This is a genomic window from Pseudomonas sp. LBUM1669, assembly GCF_059695705.1.
Genome location: NZ_CP166784.1, coordinates 355,551 through 378,666 on the forward strand (window position 1 = coordinate 355,551; position 23,116 = coordinate 378,666).

The 23,116-nt window shown below is 60.7% G+C and carries 17 protein-coding genes and 1 pseudogene; 14 read left to right on the forward strand and 4 right to left on the reverse strand.

Going from position 1 to position 23,116, the window contains the following annotated elements; genetic code table 11:
- Nucleotides 1-47: 47 nt before the first annotated feature.
- Nucleotides 48-488, reverse strand: a complete 441-nt coding sequence (locus ACA051_RS01715) for a YkgJ family cysteine cluster protein (RefSeq protein ID WP_149416955.1) — start codon at nucleotides 486-488, stop codon at nucleotides 48-50.
- 261 nt (nucleotides 489-749) lie between these two features.
- Here ACA051_RS01715 and ACA051_RS01720 point away from each other — a divergent pair, with 261 nt between their 5' ends.
- The 5 genes from ACA051_RS01720 (at nucleotide 750) to ACA051_RS01740 (ending at nucleotide 10,347) form a co-directional block, all read left to right on the forward strand.
- The gene (locus ACA051_RS01720) at nucleotides 750-3,200 is read left to right on the forward strand and encodes a glycogen/starch/alpha-glucan phosphorylase (protein WP_497307159.1); all 2,451 of its coding nucleotides are present in this window, start codon (nucleotides 750-752) and stop codon (nucleotides 3,198-3,200) included.
- Between the two features lie 288 nt (nucleotides 3,201-3,488).
- Nucleotides 3,489-7,088, forward strand: coding sequence for a DUF2339 domain-containing protein (locus tag ACA051_RS01725; RefSeq protein ID WP_497373263.1), 3,600 nt, complete (start codon nucleotides 3,489-3,491; stop codon nucleotides 7,086-7,088).
- Nucleotides 7,085-8,458, forward strand: coding sequence for a DUF3999 domain-containing protein (locus ACA051_RS01730; RefSeq protein WP_497373265.1), 1,374 nt, complete (start codon nucleotides 7,085-7,087; stop codon nucleotides 8,456-8,458). Before ACA051_RS01725 ends, ACA051_RS01730 begins: the two co-directional genes overlap by 4 nt.
- 272 nt (nucleotides 8,459-8,730) lie before the next feature.
- Complete coding sequence (locus tag ACA051_RS01735; protein WP_497373267.1) at nucleotides 8,731-9,741, forward strand: class 1 fructose-bisphosphatase; 1,011 nt, start codon at nucleotides 8,731-8,733, stop codon at nucleotides 9,739-9,741.
- A gap of 3 nt (nucleotides 9,742-9,744) precedes the next feature.
- The gene (locus ACA051_RS01740) at nucleotides 9,745-10,347 is read left to right on the forward strand and encodes a DUF924 family protein (RefSeq protein ID WP_497373269.1); all 603 of its coding nucleotides are present in this window, start codon (nucleotides 9,745-9,747) and stop codon (nucleotides 10,345-10,347) included.
- 115 nt (nucleotides 10,348-10,462) lie between these two features.
- On the opposite strand, the gene ACA051_RS01745 is transcribed toward ACA051_RS01740, so the two are convergent.
- Nucleotides 10,463-11,227: a methyl-accepting chemotaxis protein gene (locus ACA051_RS01745; protein ID WP_370694726.1), complete on the reverse strand. Its 765-nt coding sequence runs from the start codon at nucleotides 11,225-11,227 to the stop codon at nucleotides 10,463-10,465.
- A gap of 141 nt (nucleotides 11,228-11,368) precedes the next feature.
- Nucleotides 11,369-12,355 (reverse strand): annotated as a pseudogene (locus tag ACA051_RS01750) (cache domain-containing protein); the annotation flags it as partial.
- Nucleotides 12,356-12,638: 283 nt separating this feature from the next.
- Here ACA051_RS01750 and ACA051_RS01755 point away from each other — a divergent pair.
- Both ACA051_RS01755 and ACA051_RS01760 read left to right on the forward strand, forming a co-directional pair.
- Nucleotides 12,639-12,893: a hypothetical protein gene (locus tag ACA051_RS01755; RefSeq protein ID WP_497307168.1), complete on the forward strand. Its 255-nt coding sequence runs from the start codon at nucleotides 12,639-12,641 to the stop codon at nucleotides 12,891-12,893.
- A 31-nt stretch (nucleotides 12,894-12,924) separates the two neighbouring features.
- On the forward strand, nucleotides 12,925-13,494 hold the full coding sequence (locus ACA051_RS01760) for a lipocalin family protein (RefSeq protein ID WP_497307170.1): 570 nt from the start codon (nucleotides 12,925-12,927) through the stop codon (nucleotides 13,492-13,494).
- A gap of 119 nt (nucleotides 13,495-13,613) precedes the next feature.
- On the opposite strand, the gene ACA051_RS01765 is transcribed toward ACA051_RS01760, so the two are convergent.
- Entirely contained in the window at nucleotides 13,614-14,978 is a 1,365-nt protein-coding gene (locus ACA051_RS01765) for a formimidoylglutamate deiminase (protein ID WP_497373271.1), read from the reverse strand.
- Nucleotides 14,979-15,124: 146 nt separating this feature from the next.
- On the opposite strand from ACA051_RS01765, the gene hutC reads away from it, so the two are divergent.
- The 7 genes from hutC to ACA051_RS01800 all read left to right on the forward strand — a co-directional run bounded on the left by hutC (nucleotide 15,125) and on the right by ACA051_RS01800 (nucleotide 23,006).
- Nucleotides 15,125-15,835: a histidine utilization transcriptional repressor HutC gene (gene hutC / locus ACA051_RS01770; protein WP_154505298.1), complete on the forward strand. Its 711-nt coding sequence runs from the start codon at nucleotides 15,125-15,127 to the stop codon at nucleotides 15,833-15,835.
- 9 nt (nucleotides 15,836-15,844) lie between these two features.
- Entirely contained in the window at nucleotides 15,845-16,417 is a 573-nt protein-coding gene (locus tag ACA051_RS01775; RefSeq protein WP_497373273.1) for a HutD/Ves family protein, read from the forward strand.
- 499 nt (nucleotides 16,418-16,916) lie between these two features.
- Entirely contained in the window at nucleotides 16,917-18,599 is a 1,683-nt protein-coding gene (hutU, locus tag ACA051_RS01780; RefSeq protein ID WP_497373275.1) for a urocanate hydratase, read from the forward strand.
- 147 nt (nucleotides 18,600-18,746) lie between these two features.
- Entirely contained in the window at nucleotides 18,747-20,219 is a 1,473-nt protein-coding gene (locus ACA051_RS01785; RefSeq protein ID WP_497307178.1) for a purine-cytosine permease family protein, read from the forward strand.
- Between the two features lie 69 nt (nucleotides 20,220-20,288).
- Nucleotides 20,289-21,257, forward strand: a complete 969-nt coding sequence (locus tag ACA051_RS01790) for an ABC transporter substrate-binding protein (RefSeq protein WP_497307179.1) — start codon at nucleotides 20,289-20,291, stop codon at nucleotides 21,255-21,257.
- A gap of 70 nt (nucleotides 21,258-21,327) precedes the next feature.
- Complete coding sequence (locus ACA051_RS01795; RefSeq protein WP_074872803.1) at nucleotides 21,328-22,179, forward strand: ABC transporter permease; 852 nt, start codon at nucleotides 21,328-21,330, stop codon at nucleotides 22,177-22,179.
- Nucleotides 22,176-23,006: a quaternary amine ABC transporter ATP-binding protein gene (locus ACA051_RS01800; RefSeq protein ID WP_497373278.1), complete on the forward strand. Its 831-nt coding sequence runs from the start codon at nucleotides 22,176-22,178 to the stop codon at nucleotides 23,004-23,006. Before ACA051_RS01795 ends, ACA051_RS01800 begins: the two co-directional genes overlap by 4 nt.
- Nucleotides 23,007-23,116 lie beyond the last annotated feature (110 nt).

Consider the following 23,116-nt stretch of genomic DNA (forward strand, 5'->3'; position numbering starts at 1 on the left):
GCGAGGCTTGCCCGCGAAAGCGATCTATCGGGCAGCGAGATTGCGGATCAGAATTTTTCGAGAGTGCGGCGGGAGCTGCTGGTCTCACGCGCCACTTCCTTCGGCTTGTAAGCGCAATACCCCGGCCGTGGTCCGATTTTCGGGTGATTGCGGCAAGTGTCCGGGCGCTTTTCATAAATAGTGCACAGACGGCTCTTACGATCCAGGTAAAGGCAATCGTTGTTGCTCATGCGCTGGAGGGTGAAGATCTCGGACTTCTGGTTGTAACGCTCGACGATCCCTTCCTTTTGCAAGCGCTTGGCGATGTTCTTCGCAGGCTCGCCGCGCTCGAACTCGTCGACGATGCCGATGCGGATCAGATCCTTGATCTTGACCTCGACCGGCAGCGTGCAGCAGCTGGACACGCAGGAACCGCACATCGGCGCAGAGTACTTGGCCCAGGTATCGAGGCGATCGATCTCTGCGGCAGCGATCAGGTTGGACTTCATCATCGGTTGTTACCAGCTACGTGCATCAGGGCGCGCGATCATACCGGGACTGGTGGATTTTTGAACAACCTTTCGCCAGATTTTTTCTGTCCCACCCCCAAAGCACCGTTAATCCGGCACGGCCCCTGCATTGATTCAGGCACACGACAATGTAATGCCGACCTATCTCGAACTATCAGGAAAAACTGCCGAACCAGAGCCGCCACTGTCTGTCAGACCGTCTAGGCTCAGACAACTCAACGCTCGCTCGAGGTCCTATCGATGACTCAAGAACCACTTGTTCGCGAAGCAGAGGTGGCCGCATTTCGCGATGCCGTCTTGACCAAACTCACCTACGCGGTGGGTAAAGACCCGGATCACGCCTTCGACCACGACTGGTTCGAAGCCATTGCCTTGGCAGCGCGCGATCACATGGTCGAGCACTGGATGGATCACACCCGGCAGATCTACCGCAAAGGTCAGAAACGGGTTTACTACCTCTCTCTGGAATTTCTGATTGGCCGTCTGCTCTACGACAGCCTGAGCAACCTCGGCCTGCTCGACGTCGCCCGCGAGGCGCTGACTGAGCTCGGCGTCGACCTGGAACGCATCCGCCTGCTGGAGCCCGACGCGGCGCTGGGCAACGGCGGCCTTGGTCGTCTGGCGGCGTGCTTCATGGAAAGCATGTCGACGCTGGGTATCGCTGGCCACGGCTACGGCATTCGTTATGAGCACGGCTTGTTCCGTCAGGCCATCGTCGATGGCTGGCAGCAGGAGCAGACCGAGCACTGGCTGGATTTCGGCAACCCGTGGGAATTTGAACGGCCTGAAGTCGTGTACCCGATCGGCTTCGGCGGCAGTGTCGAAACCGTCATCGATGAAAACGGCAAGTCCAAGCAGGTCTGGTCCCCGGCGGAAACCGTGCGGGCCATTGCCTACGACACGCCCGTGGTCGGCTGGCGCGGGGCGAGCGTCAATACGCTACGCCTGTGGCGTGCCCGAGCCATGGAAGATCTGCACCTGGAACGCTTCAATGCCGGTGACCACCTGGGCGCTGTGGCAGAAGTCGCCCGGGCAGAAAGTATCTCCCGCGTGCTCTACCCGGCGGACAGCACCGAAGCCGGCCAGGAACTGCGCCTGCGTCAGGAATACTTCTTCGTCGCCGCGTCCTTGCAGGATTTGCTGCGCCGCCATCGCAACATGCACACCTCGGTCCTGACCTTGGGTGACCACGCAGCGATCCAGCTCAACGACACGCACCCTTCGATTGCCGTGGCCGAGCTGATGCGTCAGCTGGTCGACGTCTACGACGTGGCATGGGATGCCGCGTGGCAGGTTACGGTCGACACGCTCTCGTACACCAACCACACGCTGTTGCCGGAAGCGCTGGAGACCTGGCCAGTCGGTCTGATGGAGCGGATGTTGCCGCGGCACATGCAGATCATTTACCTGATCAACGCCCAGCACATCGACTCGCTGCGCGCCAAAGGCATTCACGACTTCGACGTGCTACGCGCGGTGTCGCTGATCGAAGAAGACAACGGCCGTCGCGTGCGCATGGGCAACCTGGCGTTCCTCGGCTCCCACAGCGTCAACGGCGTGTCCGGGTTGCACACGCAGCTGATGCGCAAAACCGTGTTCTCCGAGCTGCACAAGCTTTACCCGGAGCGGATCAACAACAAGACCAACGGCATCACCTTCCGCCGCTGGCTCTACCAGGCCAACCCTGAACTGACGTCGATGATGGTCGATGCCCTCGGTCCGGATCTGCTGGATAACGCTGAACAGCGTTTACTGGAGCTGGAGCCGTTCGCCGAGAAGCCTGCTTTCCGCAAGGCCTTCGCCGAACAGCGCCTGCACAGCAAAAAAGCCTTGGCCTACTTGATTCATGAGCGGCTGGGGATCGCAGTCAACCCGGCGGCGATGTTCGACGTGCAGGTCAAACGGATCCACGAATACAAACGCCAGTTGCTCAACCTGATGCACACCGTGGCGTTGTACCAGGCGATTCGCGCTGAACCGGAAATCGACTGGGTGCCGCGGGTGAAAATCTTCGCTGGCAAGGCGGCGGCCAGTTATCACCAGGCCAAGTTGATCATCAAGTTGACCAACGACATCGCCCGGGTGGTGAACAACGACCCGACGGTGCGCGGCTTGTTGAAAGTGGTGTTTCTGCCCAACTACAACGTCAGCCTGGCGGAGAGCATTATTCCGGCGGCGGATTTGTCGGAGCAGATTTCCACCGCAGGCTTCGAAGCCTCGGGCACCAGCAACATGAAGTTCGGCCTCAACGGTGCGCTGACCATCGGCACCCTGGACGGCGCCAACGTCGAGATGTGCGAGCGCATCGGCGTCGAGCACATGTTCATCTTCGGTCTCAGCGCCCAGCAGGTCGAAGCGCGCAAGCAGAACCATGAGTTCAATGCGACACCGGACATTGCCGCGTCTCATCGACTTAACGACGTGCTGCAAGCAATTCGCGGCGGGGTATTCTCGCCGGATGATCCGTCCCGTTACGCAGGCTTGATCGATTCGCTGATCGACTACGACCGTTTCCTGGTCTGCGCCGATTTCGATTCCTACTGGGACGCGCAGATGCGCGTGGAAGCCCATTGGCACGATTCCCAGGCGTGGTGGCGGTCGGCGGTGTTGAACACTTCCCGGATGGGTTGGTTCTCGTCCGACCGGACCATTCGTGAGTACGCCACGGAGATTTGGAAGGCGCTGGAGTAACTTTTAGCAATAATTGCGAGCAAGGCCCGACGGTTGTTGGGCCTGATCGATATACTAGGCATCAACTTGACCCATGTGGGAGCGGGCTTGCTCGCGAAGGGGCCGGCACATTCAACATCAATATTGAATGTGCCGGCCCCTTCGCGAGCAAGCCCGCTCCCACATTGGATTTGGGGTGCAGGTGCAATCTGCTCTCACACTGGATTCCGAGTGTCTGGTCACTAGACTGGATCAGACGTTGCTTCACCCGGATTCGCCCCGCAGCGGGGCCGCTTAGGGATATCGACCATGCAATGGATGTTCATGCTGATTGGGCTGGTGCTGGGCTGGATACTCGACGAGTCGTTCAGCGATGCGCTGTTGGGCGCGTTGCTCGGCTTGGGGATTGGCCAGGCCATTCGTATCGGCCGCCTGGATTCACAAGCGGCCGAGCAGCGTCGTCTGCTGGAACAGGCGCAGGTTGCGCTGAATGGGGTGCAGCAACGCCTGGCATTGTTGGAGGTTCCTGGCGTCACAACGCCTGAAACCAGCGAGCCAATTGTCAGCGAAGCCGCCCCGTCGCCTGAATTCACCCTCGATGACATTCCTGTCGAAACCCCGGAGCTGATCTGGGATCTTCCGCCCGAACTCGAACCAATGGCCGCAACGGCAGCGCAAACCAGCCGTCCGCTGCCCGACGATGTCTGGAAACCTGAGCCGGTCACTCGCGAACCGCAACAACCGGCCATCCCTCGTAGCCCGAATTTTATCGAGCGCGCCATCAGTGGTGCACGCAACTGGCTGTTCGGCGGCAACACCGTGCTGCGGGTCGGCGTGGTGCTGTTGTTCCTCGGTCTGGCGTTCTTGCTGCGTTATGCCACCGAAGGCATGGTGGTGCCGATCGAACTGCGTTACGCCGGGGTTGCGGCGGCTGCGTTGGGCTTGCTCGGGCTGGGGTGGTGGCTCAGGACACGCAACAGCAACTACGCGCTGATGCTGCAAGGCACAGGGATCGCCGTGTTGTACCTGACGGTGTTTGCGGCGATGCGTCTGCACCCATTACTCGACCCAACGGCGGCCCTGGGCCTGCTGGTCGCGGTCACGGTGTTCTCGGCGATTCTCGCCATCACTCAGGATGCGTTGGGCCTGGCCGCCGCTGCTGCGCTCGGCGGCTTCGCGGCGCCGATCCTGACGTCCACCGGTGCCGGCAACCATGTCGCGCTGTTCAGCTACTTCGCGTTGCTCAACGCCGGCATCCTCGCCATCGCCTGGTTCAAGGCCTGGCGACTGCTGAACCTGATCGGCTTCGTCGGCACCTTCGGCATCGGTTTCGCCTGGGGCCTGCGCTCCTACACGCCGGAGTTGCTGTGGAGCACCGAGCCGTTCCTGATTCTGTTCTTCCTGATGTATTTGGCCATCGGCCTTTTGTTCGCCCGGCGCAAGCTGCTGGAGATGGGCGACGCACCCGAGGACGGCAGTCGCGAGGCGTTACTGCGCTGGTCGGCGCGCAAGGGTGATTACGTCGACGGCACGATGCTGTTCGGCCCGCCGCTGGTGGGCTTCGGTTTGCAGTTTGCACTGGTTCAGCATCTGGAGTTCGCCGCTGCGTTCAGTGCTTTGGCGTTGGGCATGATCTACATGGGACTCGCCCGTTTGCTGATGGGCGGCCGTGCATTGCTGCTCGCCGAAACCTGCCTGGCGCTGGGCGTGATCTTCGCCAGCCTCGCGATTCCGCTGGGGCTCGACGCGCGCTGGACGGCTGCCGCCTGGGCCGTCGAGGGCGCGGGCATCTTCTGGCTCGGCCTGCGTCAGCAACGACCGCTGGCCCGAGCGTTTGCCTTGCTGCTGCAACTGGGCTCGGCCATCGCGTTTGTCAGCGAATTGCGCATCGGCGACGGCAGTTTGCTCGACGGCGCTCCGTTGGGCGCGTTGATGCTCGGCGCAGCGTTGTTGTTCAGCTTCTATCAGTTGCGCAAAGCCCCGCCCGAACAGACATCGGAATGGGAACGCAAAGGACTACCGGTATTGGCCTGCCTCGGCCTGACCTTCCTCTATCTCCTGGCGCCGTTGTTCTTCCTGACCCACGGCACGGCGATCAGTTGGGCGTTGGCCGGGTTGGCGACGTTGTTTGTCGGTCTGCGTCTGCAATCGCGCACGTTCCTGTTCACCGCGTTCGCCGTGCAATTGCTCGGCGGTGCGTTGTTCCTGTTGCGACTGCAAGGTTCGAGCGGTGAGTCTGGCGCGGTGTTCAGCGCGGGCTGGAGCGGTTTGCTCAGCGCGTCCCTGATCGGCCTGGCGTTGATTGCCGGCATGTTGCTCGCTGCTCGCGATGAGATGGTGCGCAGCGATGTGCGACTGTTGCGCGGCTTGTCGGTGGTGTTGCTCGCCGGCCTGGTGTTGATCAATCTGGCGGTGCTGTTCGTGCTGCCATGGCAGACCGCGAGTGCGGTGTGGGCAGCCAGTGGCTTGTTCATCATCTGGCTCAGTCTGTACCTCAAGCAGCGCGTGAGTTTTGTCTTCGGCCTGCTGTTGCAGGTGATTGGCGGCGCAGCCTTCCTGTTCGCCGGTCCGGACCTGCTCGGGCCGCTGGCCAGCGAAGGGTTGAAACCTCTGGCACACAGCGGCTTCTGGACACCGCTGGTGTTGGGCCTGGCCGCGATGGTCGGAGCGTGGCGCTTGCAGCTCGGCAACCATGCTTCGGCGTTCGATGTGCTGAGCTTGCAGCGTTTGTCCGACGTGTTGCTGGTGTGGGGCGCGGGCTGGTGGGCGCTGGCGTGGATCAGCGAAGTGCTGCGCTTTGCGCCGTTGAATCTGCAAGCAACCTTGTTGCTGGCGGTTGCGGCGCTGAGCGTGGCGCTGTGGACAGTGTTGGCGTTGCGCTTGAAATGGTCGTCGCTGGGCCTGCTTTGTACCTTGCTGATTCCCGCTGCCGGTCTGGTGCTACTGGCCGCGTGGCATTCGCGTTATCACCCGGCCGCCAGCTTCGGTTGGCTGGTGTGGGCGGCGGTGTTCGTCGTGCATTTCGTCTCCCTGCGACTTCTGGCGCCGATGTTGCCGGCGCGCGCCCTGAGCACCGCCCATGTGCTCGGCTGCTGGCTGTTGATCGGTGTGCTGGCGCTGGAGCTGCGTTACGGCTTGCTGCTGTTGTCCGAGCAGTACAACGCCTGGCGCTGGCTGGGTTGGGCAATCCTGCCGAGTCTGTACCTGGTGCTGATGGCGGCGCCACGCAATTGGCCTTGGCCTGTTTCGGCTTACCCCCGCGAATACCGCTTCTACGCGGCGGCACCGTTGGCGCTGCTGATGCTCGGCTGGTTCTGGCTGGCAAATATCGTCAGCGACGGCACGGCCGAGCCGCTGCCCTATGTGCCGCTGATCAACCCGTTGGAGTTGGGTCTGCTGTTTGCGCTGTTTGGCGTCTATGTGTGGTCCCGCAGCGCCGTGACGCAACTGGCGATTCGCAAGGACTACACAGAGCAAGCCACGCAACTGATTGCCGGGGTCTCGTTGTTCGCGTTCTTCACCGCGCTGGTGATGCGCACCGCGCACCATTGGGGCGGTGTGCCGTTCGAACTGGATGCGTTGCTTGAATCGATGCTGGTGCAGGCCGGTCTGTCCATCGTCTGGACCCTGATGGCGCTGAGTCTGATGATCGGCGGCCATCTGCGTCATCGCCGCGAAGTATGGCTGATCGGCGCCGCGCTGATTGGCGTGGTCGTCGCGAAACTGTTCTTTGTCGAGCTGAGTAACCGCGGCGGACTCGCCCGGATCGTGTCGTTTATCGGCGTCGGCGTCTTGCTGTTGGTGGTGGGCTATTTCGCGCCGCTGCCGCCCAAGCGCGTCGAGGCTGCGCGCCAAGGCGGAGCCGACGCTGAAAGGCCGGCCCCTGAAACCGAAGGAGTGTCGTCTTGAGTCAGAAGTTGAACCTGGGTTGGTTGGGCGCTGTTGCGCTGGGTGTGGCGCTGTCCGCCAGCGCTCAGGAAAAACCGACGGATTTCGCCACGCAAGTGCCGTTGTCGGTGAGCGGCGAAGGGCCTTGGTATCGCCTCGAATTGCCCTTGAGCGTGCAACTGAATGCGCGGCAAACGGACCTCAGCGATGTTCGCGTGTTCAACACTGCCGGCGAGGTCCAAGCCTATGCCTTGGCCCAGGAGGCGGCGTCAACCCGCGAAAACCGCACGCTGACCGACGTGAAATGGTTCCCGCTGTACACCTCGGCGGACGCCACTGAACGCGTGCCGGGCATCCGCGTGCAATCGAGCGCGAACGGCACCTTGGTCGAAGTGCAACCGTCCAGTCAGCTGGAGGCAGGCGAAGAAGTGCTGCGTGGCTGGTTGCTCGACGCCAGCGCCATCAAGGCGCCGTTGCAGCAGTTAATCCTCGACTGGACCAGCGAGCGCGATGGCTTTCAGCGTTTCACCATCGAGGCCAGCGACGACTTGCAGCATTGGCAGTCGTGGGGCGAAGGCCAGGTGGCGCGGCTGACGTTTGCCGATGAACGGGTCGAGCAGCATGAAGTCGGCTTGCCGGGGCAATCGACACGTTATCTGCGCTTGCTGTGGAATTCACCGCAATCGGCACCGGCACTGACATCTGCGCAACTGCAAAGCGCGAGCACCCGAAGCCTGCCGCTGCCGTTGGTCTGGTCGCAACCGCTGGCTGGCAGCAGCGTGAAAGCGGGTGAGTACACGTGGCAATTGCCGATGGGGCTGAATGTCGAGCGGGTGCAGGTCGAGTTGAGTCAGCCCAACAGCCTGGCGCCGGTGACGTTGTCCGGTCGTCGCGAAAGCAGCCTGCCGTGGCAGCCGCTGACCAGCGGTTTGCTCTATCGCCTGACCCAGAACGGCCAGGACGTGGTGCAGAACGAATTGCAGCTGTCGGGGCAGGCCGTGCAGCAGTTGAAGCTTGTCGTGGATGAGCGCGGCGGTGGCTTGGGGGCTGAAGCGCCGACGGTGAAGTTTGCTGTGCGCTCGACGCAATTGGTGTTTCTGGCGCGCGGGGCCGGGCCTTATACGCTGGCGCTGGGGAGTGCGACGGTGAAGGCGGCGAGCTTGCCGCTGTCGACGCTGATTCCCGCTTACAGCGCGGCGAAGTGGGCCACGCTGGGCAAGGCATCGGTGGACGGTACGGTGGTGGCCAGCGGCATTCCCACGGTTACAGCGGCTGCGACAACGGGCACGAACTGGAAGAAGTACGGGTTGTGGGCGGTATTGCTGCTGAGCGTTTTATTCCTGGCGGCGATGGCGTTCAGTTTGCTGCGCAAGCCTCCCGTCAAACCCTGAACCTGTGGCGAGGGAGCTTGCTCCCGTTCGGCTGCGAAGCAGTCGTAGATTCTGCGGCTGCATTTTCTCGGACAAATGGCGGCGAATGCTTCAGGGGGCCGCTTCGCACCCCAACGGGAGCAAGCTCCCTCGCCACAATTGAGTTCATTTACGGCTACGCTCAACCCCGCGCATGAACTCTATTGGGCGTATCACGTCTGATAGGAGGAAATGCGCCCCGACTCGCGTTAAACTGCGCGGGTTTTTAGTCCCCCATTCCACCGGAGCCTTCCATGTCCCGCGTTACCCTGAGTCGCTATTTGATTGAGCAGACCCGTAGCAACAACACCCCTGCCGATCTGCGTTTCCTGATCGAAGTGGTGGCGCGTGCTTGCAAGGAAATCAGCCACGCCGTGTCCAAGGGCGCCCTCGGCGGCGTTCTGGGCAGCATGGGCACTGAAAACGTCCAAGGCGAAGTGCAGAAGAAACTCGACGTGATCTCCAACGAGATCCTGCTCGAAGCCAACGAATGGGGCGGTCACCTGGCCGGCATGGCGTCCGAAGAAATGGACAATGCCTACCAGATCCCGGGCAAATACCCGAAAGGCGCGTACCTGCTGGTATTCGACCCGCTGGACGGCTCGTCGAACATCGACATCAACGCACCGGTAGGCACTATTTTCTCGGTGCTGCGTTGCCCGAGCGAATACCTGAGCCAGAACGAAGCCTTGAACGAAAAGGCCTTCCTGCAGCCAGGCACTGAGCAGGTCGCTGCCGGTTACGCTATCTACGGCCCGCAGACCATGCTGGTGCTGACCTTGGGCGACGGCGTGAAAGGCTTCACCCTGGACCGCGAAATGGGCAGCTTCGTGCTGACCCATGAAGATATCCGGATCCCGGAATCCACCCAGGAATTCGCGATCAACGCGTCCAACCAGCGTCACTGGGAAGCGCCGGTACAACGCTACGTCGGCGAATTGCTGGCGGGCGATGAAGGCCCGCTGAAAAAGAACTACAACATGCGCTGGGTCGCCGCGATGGTTGGCGACGTGCACCGCATCCTGACCCGTGGCGGTCTGTTCATGTACCCACGTGACAGCCGCGAACCGTCGAAGCCGGGCAAGCTGCGTCTGATGTACGAAGCCAACCCAATGTCGTTCCTGGTTGAACAGGCCGGCGGCGCGTCCACCGACGGCCATCAGCGCATCCTCGACATCAAGCCTGACGGCTTGCACCAGCGTGTCGCGGTGTTCCTCGGTTCGAAAGAAGAAGTCGAACGCGTCACGGCTTACCACAAGGAATAAACCATGACCGCGCCCTGGCAGCCGTTGCTCGAATGGTGGTTCGGAACGCTCGAATCCCCCAACGACATAGCGGCTGACAAGGGCAAGTTATGGTTCGGCAAGCGCGACAGCCAGGACCTCGAAGCGCAAACGCGTTTCGGGGACTGGGTCGAGCAGGCACTGGCCGGCGGATTGACTGACTGGGCGCAACGCCCCGAAGGTTGGCTGGCCCTGGTGCTGCTGCTCGATCAACTCCCGCGAATGATCTTTCGCGACACTCCCAAATCCTTTTCAGGTGATCTCAGGGCTCAGGCTCTCGTGGCGCAAGGCATTGCGGCGGATTTCGATCGGCAGTTGCGGCCGATTCAGCGGGTGTTTATCTACCTGGTGCTGGAGCATTGCGAGCATCTGGCGGTGCAGAACGAAGCCGTCTCACGGTTCATCGAATTGGTGGCGCAGCAGCCGGAGGCTGATCGGGCAGTGTTTGCCGATAACCTGGATTATGCCGAGCGGCATCGGAAGGTGATTGCGCAGTTTGGGCGGTTTCCGCACAGGAATGCGGTGTTGGGAAGGGAGTCTACGGCTGAGGAACTGGCGTTTCTTTCGCGGCCTGGTTCAAGGTTCTAATCTTCATCGTGGCTGATGCCGTCATCGCCAGCAGGCTGGCTCCCACATTGGGTTTGTGTCGTTCACAATCCCCTGTGGGAGCCAGCCTGCTGGCGATGGGGCCAGTGAAAGCAGCTTAAATCCGGAAACTACCGACCAACTGTTTAAGCCGCGCCGCCTGCTGCTCCAAATCCGCACAAGCACGCAAGGTCGACTGCAGGTTCTCCACGCCTTCCTGGTTCAGGGTGTTGATCTCGGTGATGTCGACGTTGATCGACTCCACCACCGCCGTTTGCTCTTCAGTCGCGGTCGCCACGGACTGGTTCATCCCGTCGATCTCACCAATACGCTGGGTCACGCTGCCCAGACGCTCACCGGCCTGGTTGGCGATGCCGACGCTGCTTTCGCTCTGGCGCTGGCTGTCGGTCATGGTGCTCACCGCTTCGCGGGCGCCGACTTGCAGCTCTTCGATCATCTTCTGCACTTGCTGCGCCGAATCCTGAGTCCGGTGGGCGAGGTTGCGCACCTCGTCCGCGACCACGGCAAAACCACGGCCGGCTTCACCGGCACGCGCCGCTTCAATCGCCGCGTTCAATGCCAGCAAATTGGTCTGCTGCGAGATGCTGGTGATCACTTCCAGAATCTGTCCGATGTTCACGGTGTTGCTGTTAAGCGTTTCGATGTTGCCGCACGAATCGCTGATCTTCGCCGAGAGCTGCTGCATCGCGGCGATGGTTTTATCCACCACTTGCTGACCGTCTTCGGCTAAGGCACGGGCGTCGCTCGAATGCTGGGAGGCGAGGGCGGCGTTCTGGGCGATTTCCTGGGCGGCGGCGCCCAGTTCGTTGATCGCTGCAGCCACACTGCTGGTGCGTGAGGCTTGCTGGTCGGAGTTGAACATCGACGAGTTCGAGGCCGCCACTACACGCAAGGCCACTTCGTTGACCTGGCCGGTGGCCGATGAGACTTCGCGAATCGATGTGTGAATACGTTCCACGAAGCGGTTGAACGAGGTGCCCAGTGCACCGAATTCGTCCTGGCCGTGGATGGTCAGGCGTTTGGTCAGGTCACCTTCGCCTTCGGCGATGTCATGCATGGCGCGGCCCATGGTCAGCAGCGGCTGCATCAGGAAGCTGATCAGCATGCCCAGCAGCGCGATGATGATGACCACGGCGATGACCATGGCGATGATCGCCGAGGTGCGGAATTCGCTGAGCATCGCGAACGCGGTGTCCTGGTCCAGCACCAGCGCCACGTACCAGTCTGCCGAAGGCACACCGTTGACGTGGGTGAAGGAGATGAACTGGGTCTTGCCGTCGAGCTCGACTTCTTTCATGCCCGGGCTGACTTTCGGCGCGCCGTTCGGGTAGGCCTCGGCGAGGCTCTTGAGCACCAGTTTGCTGTCCGGGTGGATCAGGATCTTGCCGTCGGCGCTGACGATGAACGCGTGACCGTGACCGCCGAAGTTCAGCGAGTTGATGATCGCGCTCACGCTCGACAGGTCGATGTCCGCACCGGCGACGCCGATCATCTGGCTCTGATGCTGCACCGGCGTGGCCACGGTGATCACCAGTTTGCCGGACGAGGCGGCGATGTACGGTTCGGTGACGATGGTCTGTTGCGTGCTGTTGGCCGCCTTGTACCAGCCGCGTGCGCGAGGATCGTAGTCCGGCGCACGATTGCCGGCCGGGATCGAGAACATCACGCCGTCAGTGCCGCCGAAGTAGCTCAGCTGGAAGTTGCCGGTGTAGGCCGGCAAGTCGATGGCGCGCTTGAGGTTGGCCGGTGCGTTGCCGTCCACGGCGATCTGCTGGGACAACGATTGCAGCAACTGCATGCGGCTTTCCAGCCAGGTCTGGATGTTGCTGGTGGTCAGGCTGCCGAGTTCCTGCATCGAGGATTCGGTACTGCTGCGCAAGGTCTGGCGCTGGCGGTAGTCGTTGAACAGGATAAAGCAGGCGAACGCAACGGCGACCACGAGGGCGGCTGCCAGCAGGATCTTGTGGCTGAATTTCATGTTTCTGGTCATTAAATACACTACCGCGAAGGGGCTGGTCAGCGAGGGGCGTCAATTTGCCACAGTCGAGGGCTTTGCGCTGCTTCTATGTCGACTGGCCAGCGCCAAAGATTAGGCGTCTTTTTGCGAAAACCGATGAAATACTCAACGGCGCAGGAGAGTCGCTGATTTTTCGGAAAAAGGCAGACGAGCGGCCCGATAAATAGCCGGGCGGTCGGGGAACCAGATGGGGGTTTTCTCTTCTAAGCTTCTGCTTGGCAGCCATGCCATTCCCCTTCGCCCCAGGAGCTACACCATGTCGCTGCGTTCTATTGCCCTGCTCTCGTTCTGCGTGTTGTTGGTCGCATGCAGCAAGGTCAATCAGGAAAACTACTCGAAACTGTCGGCCGGCATGCCCAAGGCAGAGGTTGAAGCCTTGCTGGGTAAAGCCACTGATTGCTCGGGCGCGCTCGGCATGTCCAGTTGCACCTGGGGTGACAAGAACAGCTTTATCAGCGTGCAGTACGCCGGTGACAAAGTACTGATGTTTTCCGGCCAAGGCCTGAAGTAATCCGGGGCTACGCGCCCACGGGAGAAAAACAATGAAGCGGTTACTGATACTCCTTTTTGCCGGCCTGGTATTGGCCGGCTGCGCCACTTCTGGCGAAGATCCGTTGGCACCGAAAACCGCCAATAGCGTCAATCTCAAGAAGTACCAAGGGACCTGGTACGAGTTGGCTCGTCTGCCGATGTATTTCCAGCGCAACTGCGCACAATCCGAAGCCCATTACACGCTCAAGCCTGACGGCAACGTGCTGGTGTTGAATCGCTGCCTGACGGCGGATTGGCAATGGGAAGAGGCCAAGGGCACGGCTTATCCACAAGTGCCGGGCAAGACCGACAAATTGTGGGTCGAGTTCGATACCTGGTTCTCGCGCTTGCTGCCGGGTGTGGCGAAAGGGGAGTACTGGGTGCTGTACGTCAGCGACGATTACAAGACCGCCATCGTCGGTGACCCGGGCCGCAAGTACCTGTGGCTGCTGTCGCGAACGCCGACGGTCAACGGTGTAGTGCGTGAAGAACTGCTGAGCAAGGCGCGTCAGCAGGGCTACGACACCACGCGGCTGATCTGGCGCGCGTCGGATACGCAGATGGCCAAGACCTCGAACTGACGGCTAACGCATACCCATGTGGGAGCGAGCCTGCTCGCGATAGGGACATCAGATTCAACGGAAGTGTTGACTGATATTCCGCTATCGCGAGCAGGCTCGCTCCCACATTTTGTTTGGGGTCAGCCCAGGAGATCGCGGAGGACTTGGGTAAACGCGCGGTTACTTTCTTCTTCGTCCGCATGACGCCCGTCGCGCACAACCCACTGGCCATTGACCAGCACATCCCGCACCTGGCGATCGCCACCGGCAAACAACCAACGATTGAGAATCCCGTCACCGCTAGCCGTTGCCAGATACGGGTCGTTGCCGTCCAGCACCAGCCAATCCGCACGTTTTCCAACTTCCAACGCGCCGATCGGCTGACCCAGCGCCTGAGCGCCGCCATCCAGCGCAGCGTCATACAGCGTGCGGCCGACCATCGGCTGATCCGCGCCATACAACCGATTGCGCCTCTGATCGCGCAGACGCTGGCCATATTCCAGCCAACGCAGTTCTTCCACCACGCTCAATGACACATGGCTGTCAGACCCGATACCCATGCGTCCGCCCTGCGCGAGGAAATCCACCGCCGGGAAAATTCCGTCGCCGAGGTTGGCCTCGGTGGTCAGGCACAGGCCGGCAATGGCGCGACTCTTGGCCATCAGCGTAACTTCTTCCGGGTTGGCGTGGGTCGCGTGGACCAGGCACCAGCGCTGGTCGACCTCGGCGTTTTCGTACAGCCATTGCAACGGACGACGACCGCTCCAGCTCAGGCAGTCCTCGACTTCCTTCTGCTGTTCGGCAATGTGGATGTGCACCGGGCACTGCTTGTCGCTGGCCGCCAACACTTCACTGATTTGCTGCGGTGTGACCGCGCGTAACGAGTGGAAGCACAAGCCCAGCGACTGCGCCGGTTGTTGCGCGAGGATCGGCTGCAAACGCGACTGAAGCGAGAGGTAGTTTTCGGTGCTGTTGATGAAGCGGCGCTGGCCGTCGTTCGGCGTCTGGCCGCCGAAACCGGAATGGCTGTAAAGCACCGGAAGCAAGGTCAGACCGATACCGGCGGAACTGGCGGCTTGGCTGATGCGTAGCGCCAGTTCGGCCGGATCAGCGTAAGGCTGGCCATTGGTGTCGTGATGCACATAATGAAATTCCGCGACCGAGGTGTAACCGGCCTTGAGCATTTCGATGTACAGCTGACGAGCAATGACGCCGAGTTGCTCCGGGCTGATTTTTCCGACGAGGCGATACATCAGATCGCGCCAGGTCCAGAAACTGTCGTTCGGATTGCCCGCCACTTCGGCCAGCCCGGCCATGGCCCGCTGAAAGGCGTGGGAATGCAGATTGGGCATGCCCGGCAACAGAGGACCGCTCAGCCGTTCGGCGCCATCTGCGTGGGAATCGGCCTGGATATGGGTCAAAACGCCGTCGGCGCTGACCTCAAGACGTACATTGTTGGCCCATCCACTAGGCAGCAGCGCGCGTTCGGCAAAGAAGGCGGACATGGTTCAGCACCCCATCGTGTGTTATTTGTATATACATATACAGACGTTTGCCTGCTCGGTAAACTCCGGCAAGCTAGCAACCTCTCTTCAACGAACAAGGATTAACCGTGCCGACTCCGCCTGCAGTCTCTCCGTTGGCCGCACACATGGGCGACAGTCCGGCGCCCTTGTACGCCCGCGTCAAACAGATGATCACCCAGCAAATCGACAGTGGAAACTGGCCGCCGCATTACCGCGTTCCGTCGGAAAGCGAGCTGGTCAGCCAGCTCGGTTTCAGCCGCATGACCATCAACCGCGCCCTGCGCGAGATGACCGCTGACGGTCTGCTGGTGCGCATGCAAGGTGTCGGCACGTTTGTCGCCGAGCCGAAGAGCCAGTCCGCGCTGTTTGAAGTGCACAACATCGCCGACGAAATCGCCTCCCGTGGCCATCGCCATACCTGCAAGGTGATCACCCTCGAAGAAGAGGCCGCCGGTTCCGAGCGCGCTTTGGCGCTGGACATGCGCGAAGGCCAGAGGGTTTTCCATTCGCTGATCGTGCATTTCGAAAACGATATTCCGGTGCAGATCGAAGACCGTTTCGTCAACGCCCTGGTGGCGCCGGACTACCTCAAGCAGGACTTCACCCTACAAACGCCTTATGCCTATCTGAACCAGGTCGCGCCGCTGACCGAAGGCGAGCACGTGGTCGAGGCGATTCTGGCCGAGGCCAGCGAGTGCAAATTGCTGCAGATTGAAAAGGGCGAGCCATGCCTGCTGATTCGTCGCCGCACCTGGTCCGGCCGCCAGCCTGTGACCGCCGCCCGTTTGATCCACCCTGGTTCCCGTCATCGCCTGGAAGGTCGGTTTCACAAGTGAGCGCCATAAATGAATGAAGTGAACGTTTTACGCGCCAAGGATTACCCGCGCATGCCGTGGAAAAACGGCGGTGGCAGCACTGAAGAAATCACCCGTGATGCGGGTGTTGGCCTTGATGGTTTCGGCTGGCGTCTGTCGATTGCCGATATTGGTGAATCGGGCGGATTCTCAATGTTCGCCGGCTATGAGCGCGTGATTACCGTGCTGCAAGGCGATGGCATGACTTTGCGCGTCGATGGCCAGGACACCGATCCGTTGTTACCGTTGGAGCCGTTTGCTTTCAGCGGTGAGAGCCACGTTACCTGCACCTTGCTGGGCGGGCCGATTCGCGATTTCAACCTGATTTATGCGCCGCAGCGTTGCGACGCGCGGTTGCACTGGCTGGAGGGTGAGCAACGGTTTTTCACTTCGGCTGGCACCGTGATCGTCTTCAGTGTCACCGATGCGCTGGAAGCGAAGGTGGGTAGCCACGACGCACAATTGGGTCGCCATGATTGCCTGCGACTCGACGGTAACACCGGCCTGCTGGAAGTCTCCGTCAGCGGCCAATGCTGCGTGATCGAACTGACAGCGCACCGTTAACTGTGGCGAGGGAGCTTGCTCCCGCTCGGCTGCGCAGCAGTCGTCAATCCTGAATCCCGATTCCCTCTGATACACCGCATGCTCCCGGTTTTGGGTCTGCTTCGCAGCCCGGCGGGAGCAAGCTCCCTCGCCACAAAAGCAGCCCTAAACCCGTTCCCCATCGCGCACCACTTTGTTACCGAACGCCCCAGCGTGGCGCAAAACCACGCTCAAGTAACAGCTGACCCGTCCCCCGAAAAAGCCCCCCAAAAAATTTCATCTCTGCTACACCCCTTGATCCAGGCGCTTGCCAGCCCTTTTAAAACTTTTCTTGAACACCCCTCCAACAAGTTGGCCGCTTGATTGCATATGCTTGTATGTACAAGTAAAGACGTATGCGTATGAGTCGACCGAGACTCCTCGCAGCGTCCACTGATTCGCTTGTGTCGCTTTGAAGCGCACAGGCTTGGCTTACCCACCGCCAGGGTTGGTTTGGATTGATCGCTGAGGAGTCTTTTTCGTGACTGACAATAAACCTACGAAGTTTCGTGACGTTGAAATCCGCGCTGCCCGCGGTAACAAGCTGACCGCCAAGAGCTGGCTGACTGAAGCGCCGCTGCGCATGTTGATGAACAACCTCGACCCGGAAGTCGCCGAGAACCCTAAAGAACTGGTGGTTTACGGTGGTATCGGTCGTGCGGCACGTAACTGGGAATGCTACGACAAGATCGTCGAAAGCCTGACCAACCTGAATGACGACGAGACCCTGCTGGTGCAATCCGGCAAGCCGGTCGGCGTGTTCAAGACCCACAGCAACGCCCCGCGCGTACTGATCGCCAACTCCAATCTGGTGCCACACTGGGCGAGCTGGGAACACTTCAACGAACTCGACGCCAAAGGCCTGGCCATGTACGGCCAGATGACCGCCGGCAGCTGGATCTACATCGGCAGCCAGGGCATCGTCCAGGGCACCTACGAAACTTTCGTCGAAGCCGGTCGCCAACACTACAACGATGACCTGAAAGGTCGTTGGGTCCTGACCGCAGGCCTCGGCGGCATGGGTGGCGCTCAACCGCTGGCCGCGACCCTGGCCGGCGCGTGCTCGCTGAACATCGAATGCCAGCAGGTCAGCATCGATTTCCGCCTGAACAGCCGTTACGTCGATGAGCAAGCCACCGACCTCGACGACGCGCTGGCCCGCATCGCCAAATACACCAAGGAAGGCAAGGCGATTTCCATCGCCCTGCTGGGTAACGCAGCTGAAATCCTTCCAGAACTGGTCAAGCGCGGCGTGCGCCCGGACATGGTCACCGACCAGACCAGCGCCCACGACCCGCTCAATGGTTACCTGCCAGCCGGCTGGACCTGGGAAGAGTACCGTGCTCGCGCCAAGACCGAGCCTGCTGCCGTGGTCAAAGCCGCCAAGCAATCCATGGCCGTGCACGTTAAAGCGATGCTCGAATTCCAGAAGATGGGCATTCCGACCTTCGACTACGGCAACAACATCCGTCAGATGGCCCAAGAAGAAGGCGTCGAGAACGCATTCGATTTCCCGGGTTTCGTACCGGCTTACATCCGTCCGCTGTTCTGCCGCGGTATCGGTCCGTTCCGTTGGGCTGCACTGTCGGGCGATCCGCAAGACATCTACAAAACCGACGCCAAGGTCAAAGAACTGATCCCGGACGACGCGCACCTGCACAACTGGCTGGACATGGCGCGCGAGCGCATCAGCTTCCAGGGTCTGCCGGCACGTATCTGCTGGGTGGGTCTGGGCCAGCGCGCCAAGCTGGGTCTGGCGTTCAACGAAATGGTTCGCAGCGGTGAATTGTCCGCGCCCATCGTGATCGGTCGCGACCACCTGGACTCCGGCTCTGTGGCCAGCCCGAACCGCGAAACCGAATCGATGCAGGATGGCTCCGACGCCGTGTCCGACTGGCCACTGCTCAACGCCCTGCTCAACACCGCGAGCGGCGCGACCTGGGTTTCCCTGCACCACGGCGGCGGCGTCGGCATGGGTTTCTCCCAGCACTCGGGCATGGTGATTGTCTGCGACGGTACTGACGAAGCAGCCGAGCGTATCGCTCGCGTCCTGCACAACGACCCGGCTACCGGTGTCATGCGTCACGCCGATGCGGGTTACCAGATCGCGATCGACTGCGCCAAGGAACAGGGCCTGAACCTGCCGATGATTACCGGCAAGTAATGCAATACCTGTGGGAGCGGGCTTGCTCGCGAAAGCGGTAGACCAGTCGGCATTGATGTTGGATGTGCCGGCCTCTTCGCGAGCAAGCCCGCTCCCACAAAGAGCCGCTTCACATTGAATTCCAGAACAATCCACAGAGGTTGAATCATGGCTGTTAACAACGATCGTGCAGGCAGTAAACCGTTGATCGAGACCCGTTCGATCGACTACATCCCGGAAGCGGAAAGACACGGTCGTCTGTTGAGCCAGTTCACCCTGTGGATGGGTGCCAACCTGCAAATCACCGCGATTGTCACCGGGGCGCTCGCCGTGGTGCTGGGCGGTGACGTGTTCTGGTCGTTGATCGGTTTGCTAATCGGTCAACTGCTCGGCGGCGGCGTGATGGCGTTGCATGCGGCGCAAGGGCCCAAGCTTGGCCTGCCGCAGATGATCTCCAGCCGCGTGCAGTTCGGCGTTTATGGCGCAGCCATCCCGATCGTGCTGGTCTGTTTGATGTACCTCGGTTTCACCGCAACGGGCACCGTGCTTTCCGGTCAGGCGCTGGGCCAGTTGTTTGGCGTCAGCGACAGCGTCGGCATCCTGATCTTCGCCAGTGTCATCGTGCTGGTCACGGTGCTCGGCTATAGGGTGATCCATTTCATCGGCCGTGTCGCCAGCGTCATCGGTGTGATTGCCTTTGTTTATCTGTTCAGCCGTCTGATGAGCCAGACGGACGTTGGTGCACTCCTGCAAATCCGCCACTTCAGCTGGAGCAGCTTCCTGCTTGCGGTGTCGCTCGCGGCGTCCTGGCAGATCGCCTTCGGTCCTTACGTGGCTGACTACTCACGCTACCTGCCGAGCAAGACTTCCTCGGTGAAAACCTTTTTCGCCGCTGGCGCGGGTTCGGTCATTGGCGCACAGGTGGCGATGATCCTCGGCGTGTTTGCCGCTGCTTCGGCCAACGGACAATTCGCCGGTCACGAAGTGGCCTATATCGTTGGTTTGGGCGGTACCGGTGCCACCGCTGCGCTGCTGTACTTCAGCATCGCGTTCGGCAAGGTCACCATCTCCACGCTGAACTCCTACGGCAGCTTCATGTGCATTGCGACCATCATCAGCGGTTTCCGTGGTCACCTGCAGGTATCACGCTTGCAGCGACTGGTGTTCGTGCTGTTCATCGTCGGTACGGCGACCCTGATCGCGTTGCTCGGTCAGCACTCGTTCCTCGGTGCGTTCAAGTCCTTCATCCTGTTCCTGCTGGCGTTCTTTACGCCATGGAGTGCGATCAACCTGGTGGACTACTACTGCATCACTCGCGAGCGCTATGACGTGCCGGCGCTGGCTGATCCGAACGGTCGCTACGGCCGTTGGAACCCACTCGGTATCAGCGTCTATGTCTTCGGTGTGCTGGTGCAACTGCCGTTTATCTCCACCAAGTTCTATACCGGTCCGCTGGTGGAGGCCCTGGGTGGTGTGGATGTTTCCTGGATCATCGGTCTGGTGCTTCCCGCAGCCCTGTATTACCTCTGCGCGAAAAAATGGCATGGCACCGTACCCGATCAACTGATTCTGCCGGTCGAGCAGGACAGCATCGTAAAACCTAAAACAAGTGGGGCTGGTCGCGCTGCGGCGCAGGCCTGATTGGACGTGGACAGGGCTGGATGCCTCTTGACTGCCGTAAGCCAATTCATGATTAGGAGCGTCACTACAATGAAATCGAACAAGACCCTGCTGACCACATTGCTTTCCATGGGCCTGCTGGCCAGTGCTGGCGCCACCCAGGCGGCCGGTTGGTGCGAGTCGGGCAAACCGGTGAAGTTCGCCGGCCTGAACTGGGAAAGCGGCATGCTGCTGACCGACGTCATGCAAATCGTTTTGGAGAAGGGCTACGACTGTAAGGTCGACAGCCTTCCAGGCAACTCCATCACCATGGAAAACGCCCTGAGCAGCAACGACATTCAAGTGTTCGCCGAAGAATGGGTCGGCCGCAGCGAAGTCTGGAACAAGGCCGAGAAGGCCGGCAAAGTCGTCGGTGTCGGCGCTCCGGTCGTTGGCGCAATCGAAGGCTGGTACGTGCCACGCTACGTGATCGAAGGCGACGCCAAGCGCAAGCTGGAGCCCAAGGCCCCGGACCTTAAAGCAATCGCCGATCTGGGCAAATACGCCGCCGTGTTCAAGGACCAGGAAGAGCCCTCCAAGGGCCGTTTCTACAACTGCCCGGCCGGCTGGACCTGTGAGCTGGACAACAGCGAAATGCTGAAAAGCTACGGCCTGGAAAGCACCTACACCAACTTCCGTCCAGGCACTGGCCCGGCGCTGGATGCCGCCGTGCTGTCGAGCTACAAGCGTGGCGAGCCGATCTTGTTCTACTACTGGTCGCCAACCCCGCTGATGGGCCAAGTTGATCTGGTGAAACTCGAAGAGAAACCAGGCGTGGACAAGACCGTGACCATCAAGGTCGGCCTGTCCAAAACCTTCCACGAGCAAGCCCCGGAACTGGTGGCTGTGCTGGAAAAGGTCAATCTGCCAATCGACTTGCTCAACCAGAACCTCGGGCGCATGGCCAAAGAGCGGATCGAATCGCCAAAACTGGCCAAGATCTTCTTGAAGGAACATCCTGAAGTCTGGCACGCATGGGTGAGCGAAGACGCAGCCAAAAAGATCGACGCGGCCTTGTAGGTCGAGCTTCACCGACTGCCGTAAGCGGCAGTCGGGCGCTTGATCGCAACCCCTTGATTGAGAGTCTCTTATGTTTCCCGAAAGCTTTACCTTTTCCATCGCCGACTGGGTCAACAGTTGGGTCGATTCACTGGTCACCAACTACGGCGATGTGTTCCGCAGCATCTCCGACACCCTGTTGTGGGCCATCGTCAATCTTGAAGGGCTGCTGCGTGCGGCGCCCTGGTGGCTGATGCTGGCCATCGTGGCGGGCGTGGCCTGGCACGCGACTCGTAAAGTGGTGACCACGGCGGTCATCGTCGGCCTGCTGTTCCTGGTCGGCGCGGTCGGCCTCTGGGACAAGCTGATGCAGACCCTGGCGCTGATGATGGTGGCGACGGTCATTTCGGTGCTGATCGGCATTCCGCTGGGCATTCTCTCGGCACGCAGCAATCGCCTGCGTTCGGTGTTAATGCCGTTGCTGGACATCATGCAGACCATGCCGAGTTTCGTGTACCTGATCCCGGTGCTGATGCTGTTCGGCCTGGGCAAGGTCCCGGCGATTTTCGCCACGGTGATCTACGCCGCGCCGCCGCTGATTCGCCTGACCGACCTCGGCATTCGCCAGGTGGACGGTGAAGTGATGGAAGCGATCAACGCCTTCGGTGCCAACCGTTGGCAGCAACTGTTCGGCGTGCAACTGCCGTTGGCCCTGCCGAGCATCATGGCCGGGATCAACCAGACCACCATGATGGCCCTGTCGATGGTGGTGATTGCCTCGATGATCGGTGCCCGAGGCCTGGGTGAAGATGTGTTGGTGGGGATTCAGACCCTCAACGTCGGACGTGGCCTGGAAGCCGGTCTGGCGATCGTGATTCTGGCAGTGGTCATCGACCGCATTACTCAGGCGTATGGTCGGCCACGGCATGAGGTGAGCAAATGAACAACGAAGCCATCAGCAAAATCGAAGTCAAAAACGTCTTCAAGATTTTCGGCAACCGTTCCAAGGAAGCGCTGGGCATGATTGGCCAGGGCAAGACCAAGGATCAAGTGCTGGCCGAAACCGGCTGCGTGGTCGGCGTGAACGACTTGTCGTTGAGCATCGGCACCGGCGAGATCTTCGTGATCATGGGCCTGTCGGGTTCCGGCAAGTCCACGCTGGTGCGCCATTTCAATCGCCTGATCGACCCGACCAGCGGCGCGATCCTGGTGGACGGCGTGGACATCCTGCAATACGACATGGAAGCCCTGCGCGAATTTCGCCGGCACAAAATCAGCATGGTTTTCCAGAGCTTCGGCCTGCTGCCGCACAAGACCGTGGTGGATAACGTCGCCTACGGCCTGAAAGTGCGTGGCGAGACCAAGCAAATGTGCTCCGAGCGCGCGCTGCACTGGATCAGCACCGTGGGCCTCAAGGGCTACGAAAACAAATACCCGCATCAGCTTTCTGGCGGCATGCGTCAGCGTGTGGGCCTGGCTCGCGCCTTGGCGGCAGACACCGACATCATCCTGATGGACGAAGCCTTCAGCGCCCTCGACCCGCTGATTCGCGCCGAGATGCAGGATCAGTTGCTGGAACTGCAAAAGACCCTGCACAAGACCATCGTCTTCATCACCCACGACCTCGACGAGGCCGTGCGCATCGGCAACCGCATTGCGATTCTCAAAGATGGCCGCCTGATTCAGGTGGGTACGCCAAGAGAGATCCTGCATTCGCCGGCGGATGAGTATGTGGACCGGTTCGTACAGCGTCGGGCTGCGGTGGTTTGAAGTTGATGATTGGAAGGTGGTGAAAATCCATTGTGGCGAGGGGGCTTGCCCCCGTTGGGCTGCGGAGCAGCCCCAAAAATTTTGCGACCGCTGCGCGCTCGAACGGGGCG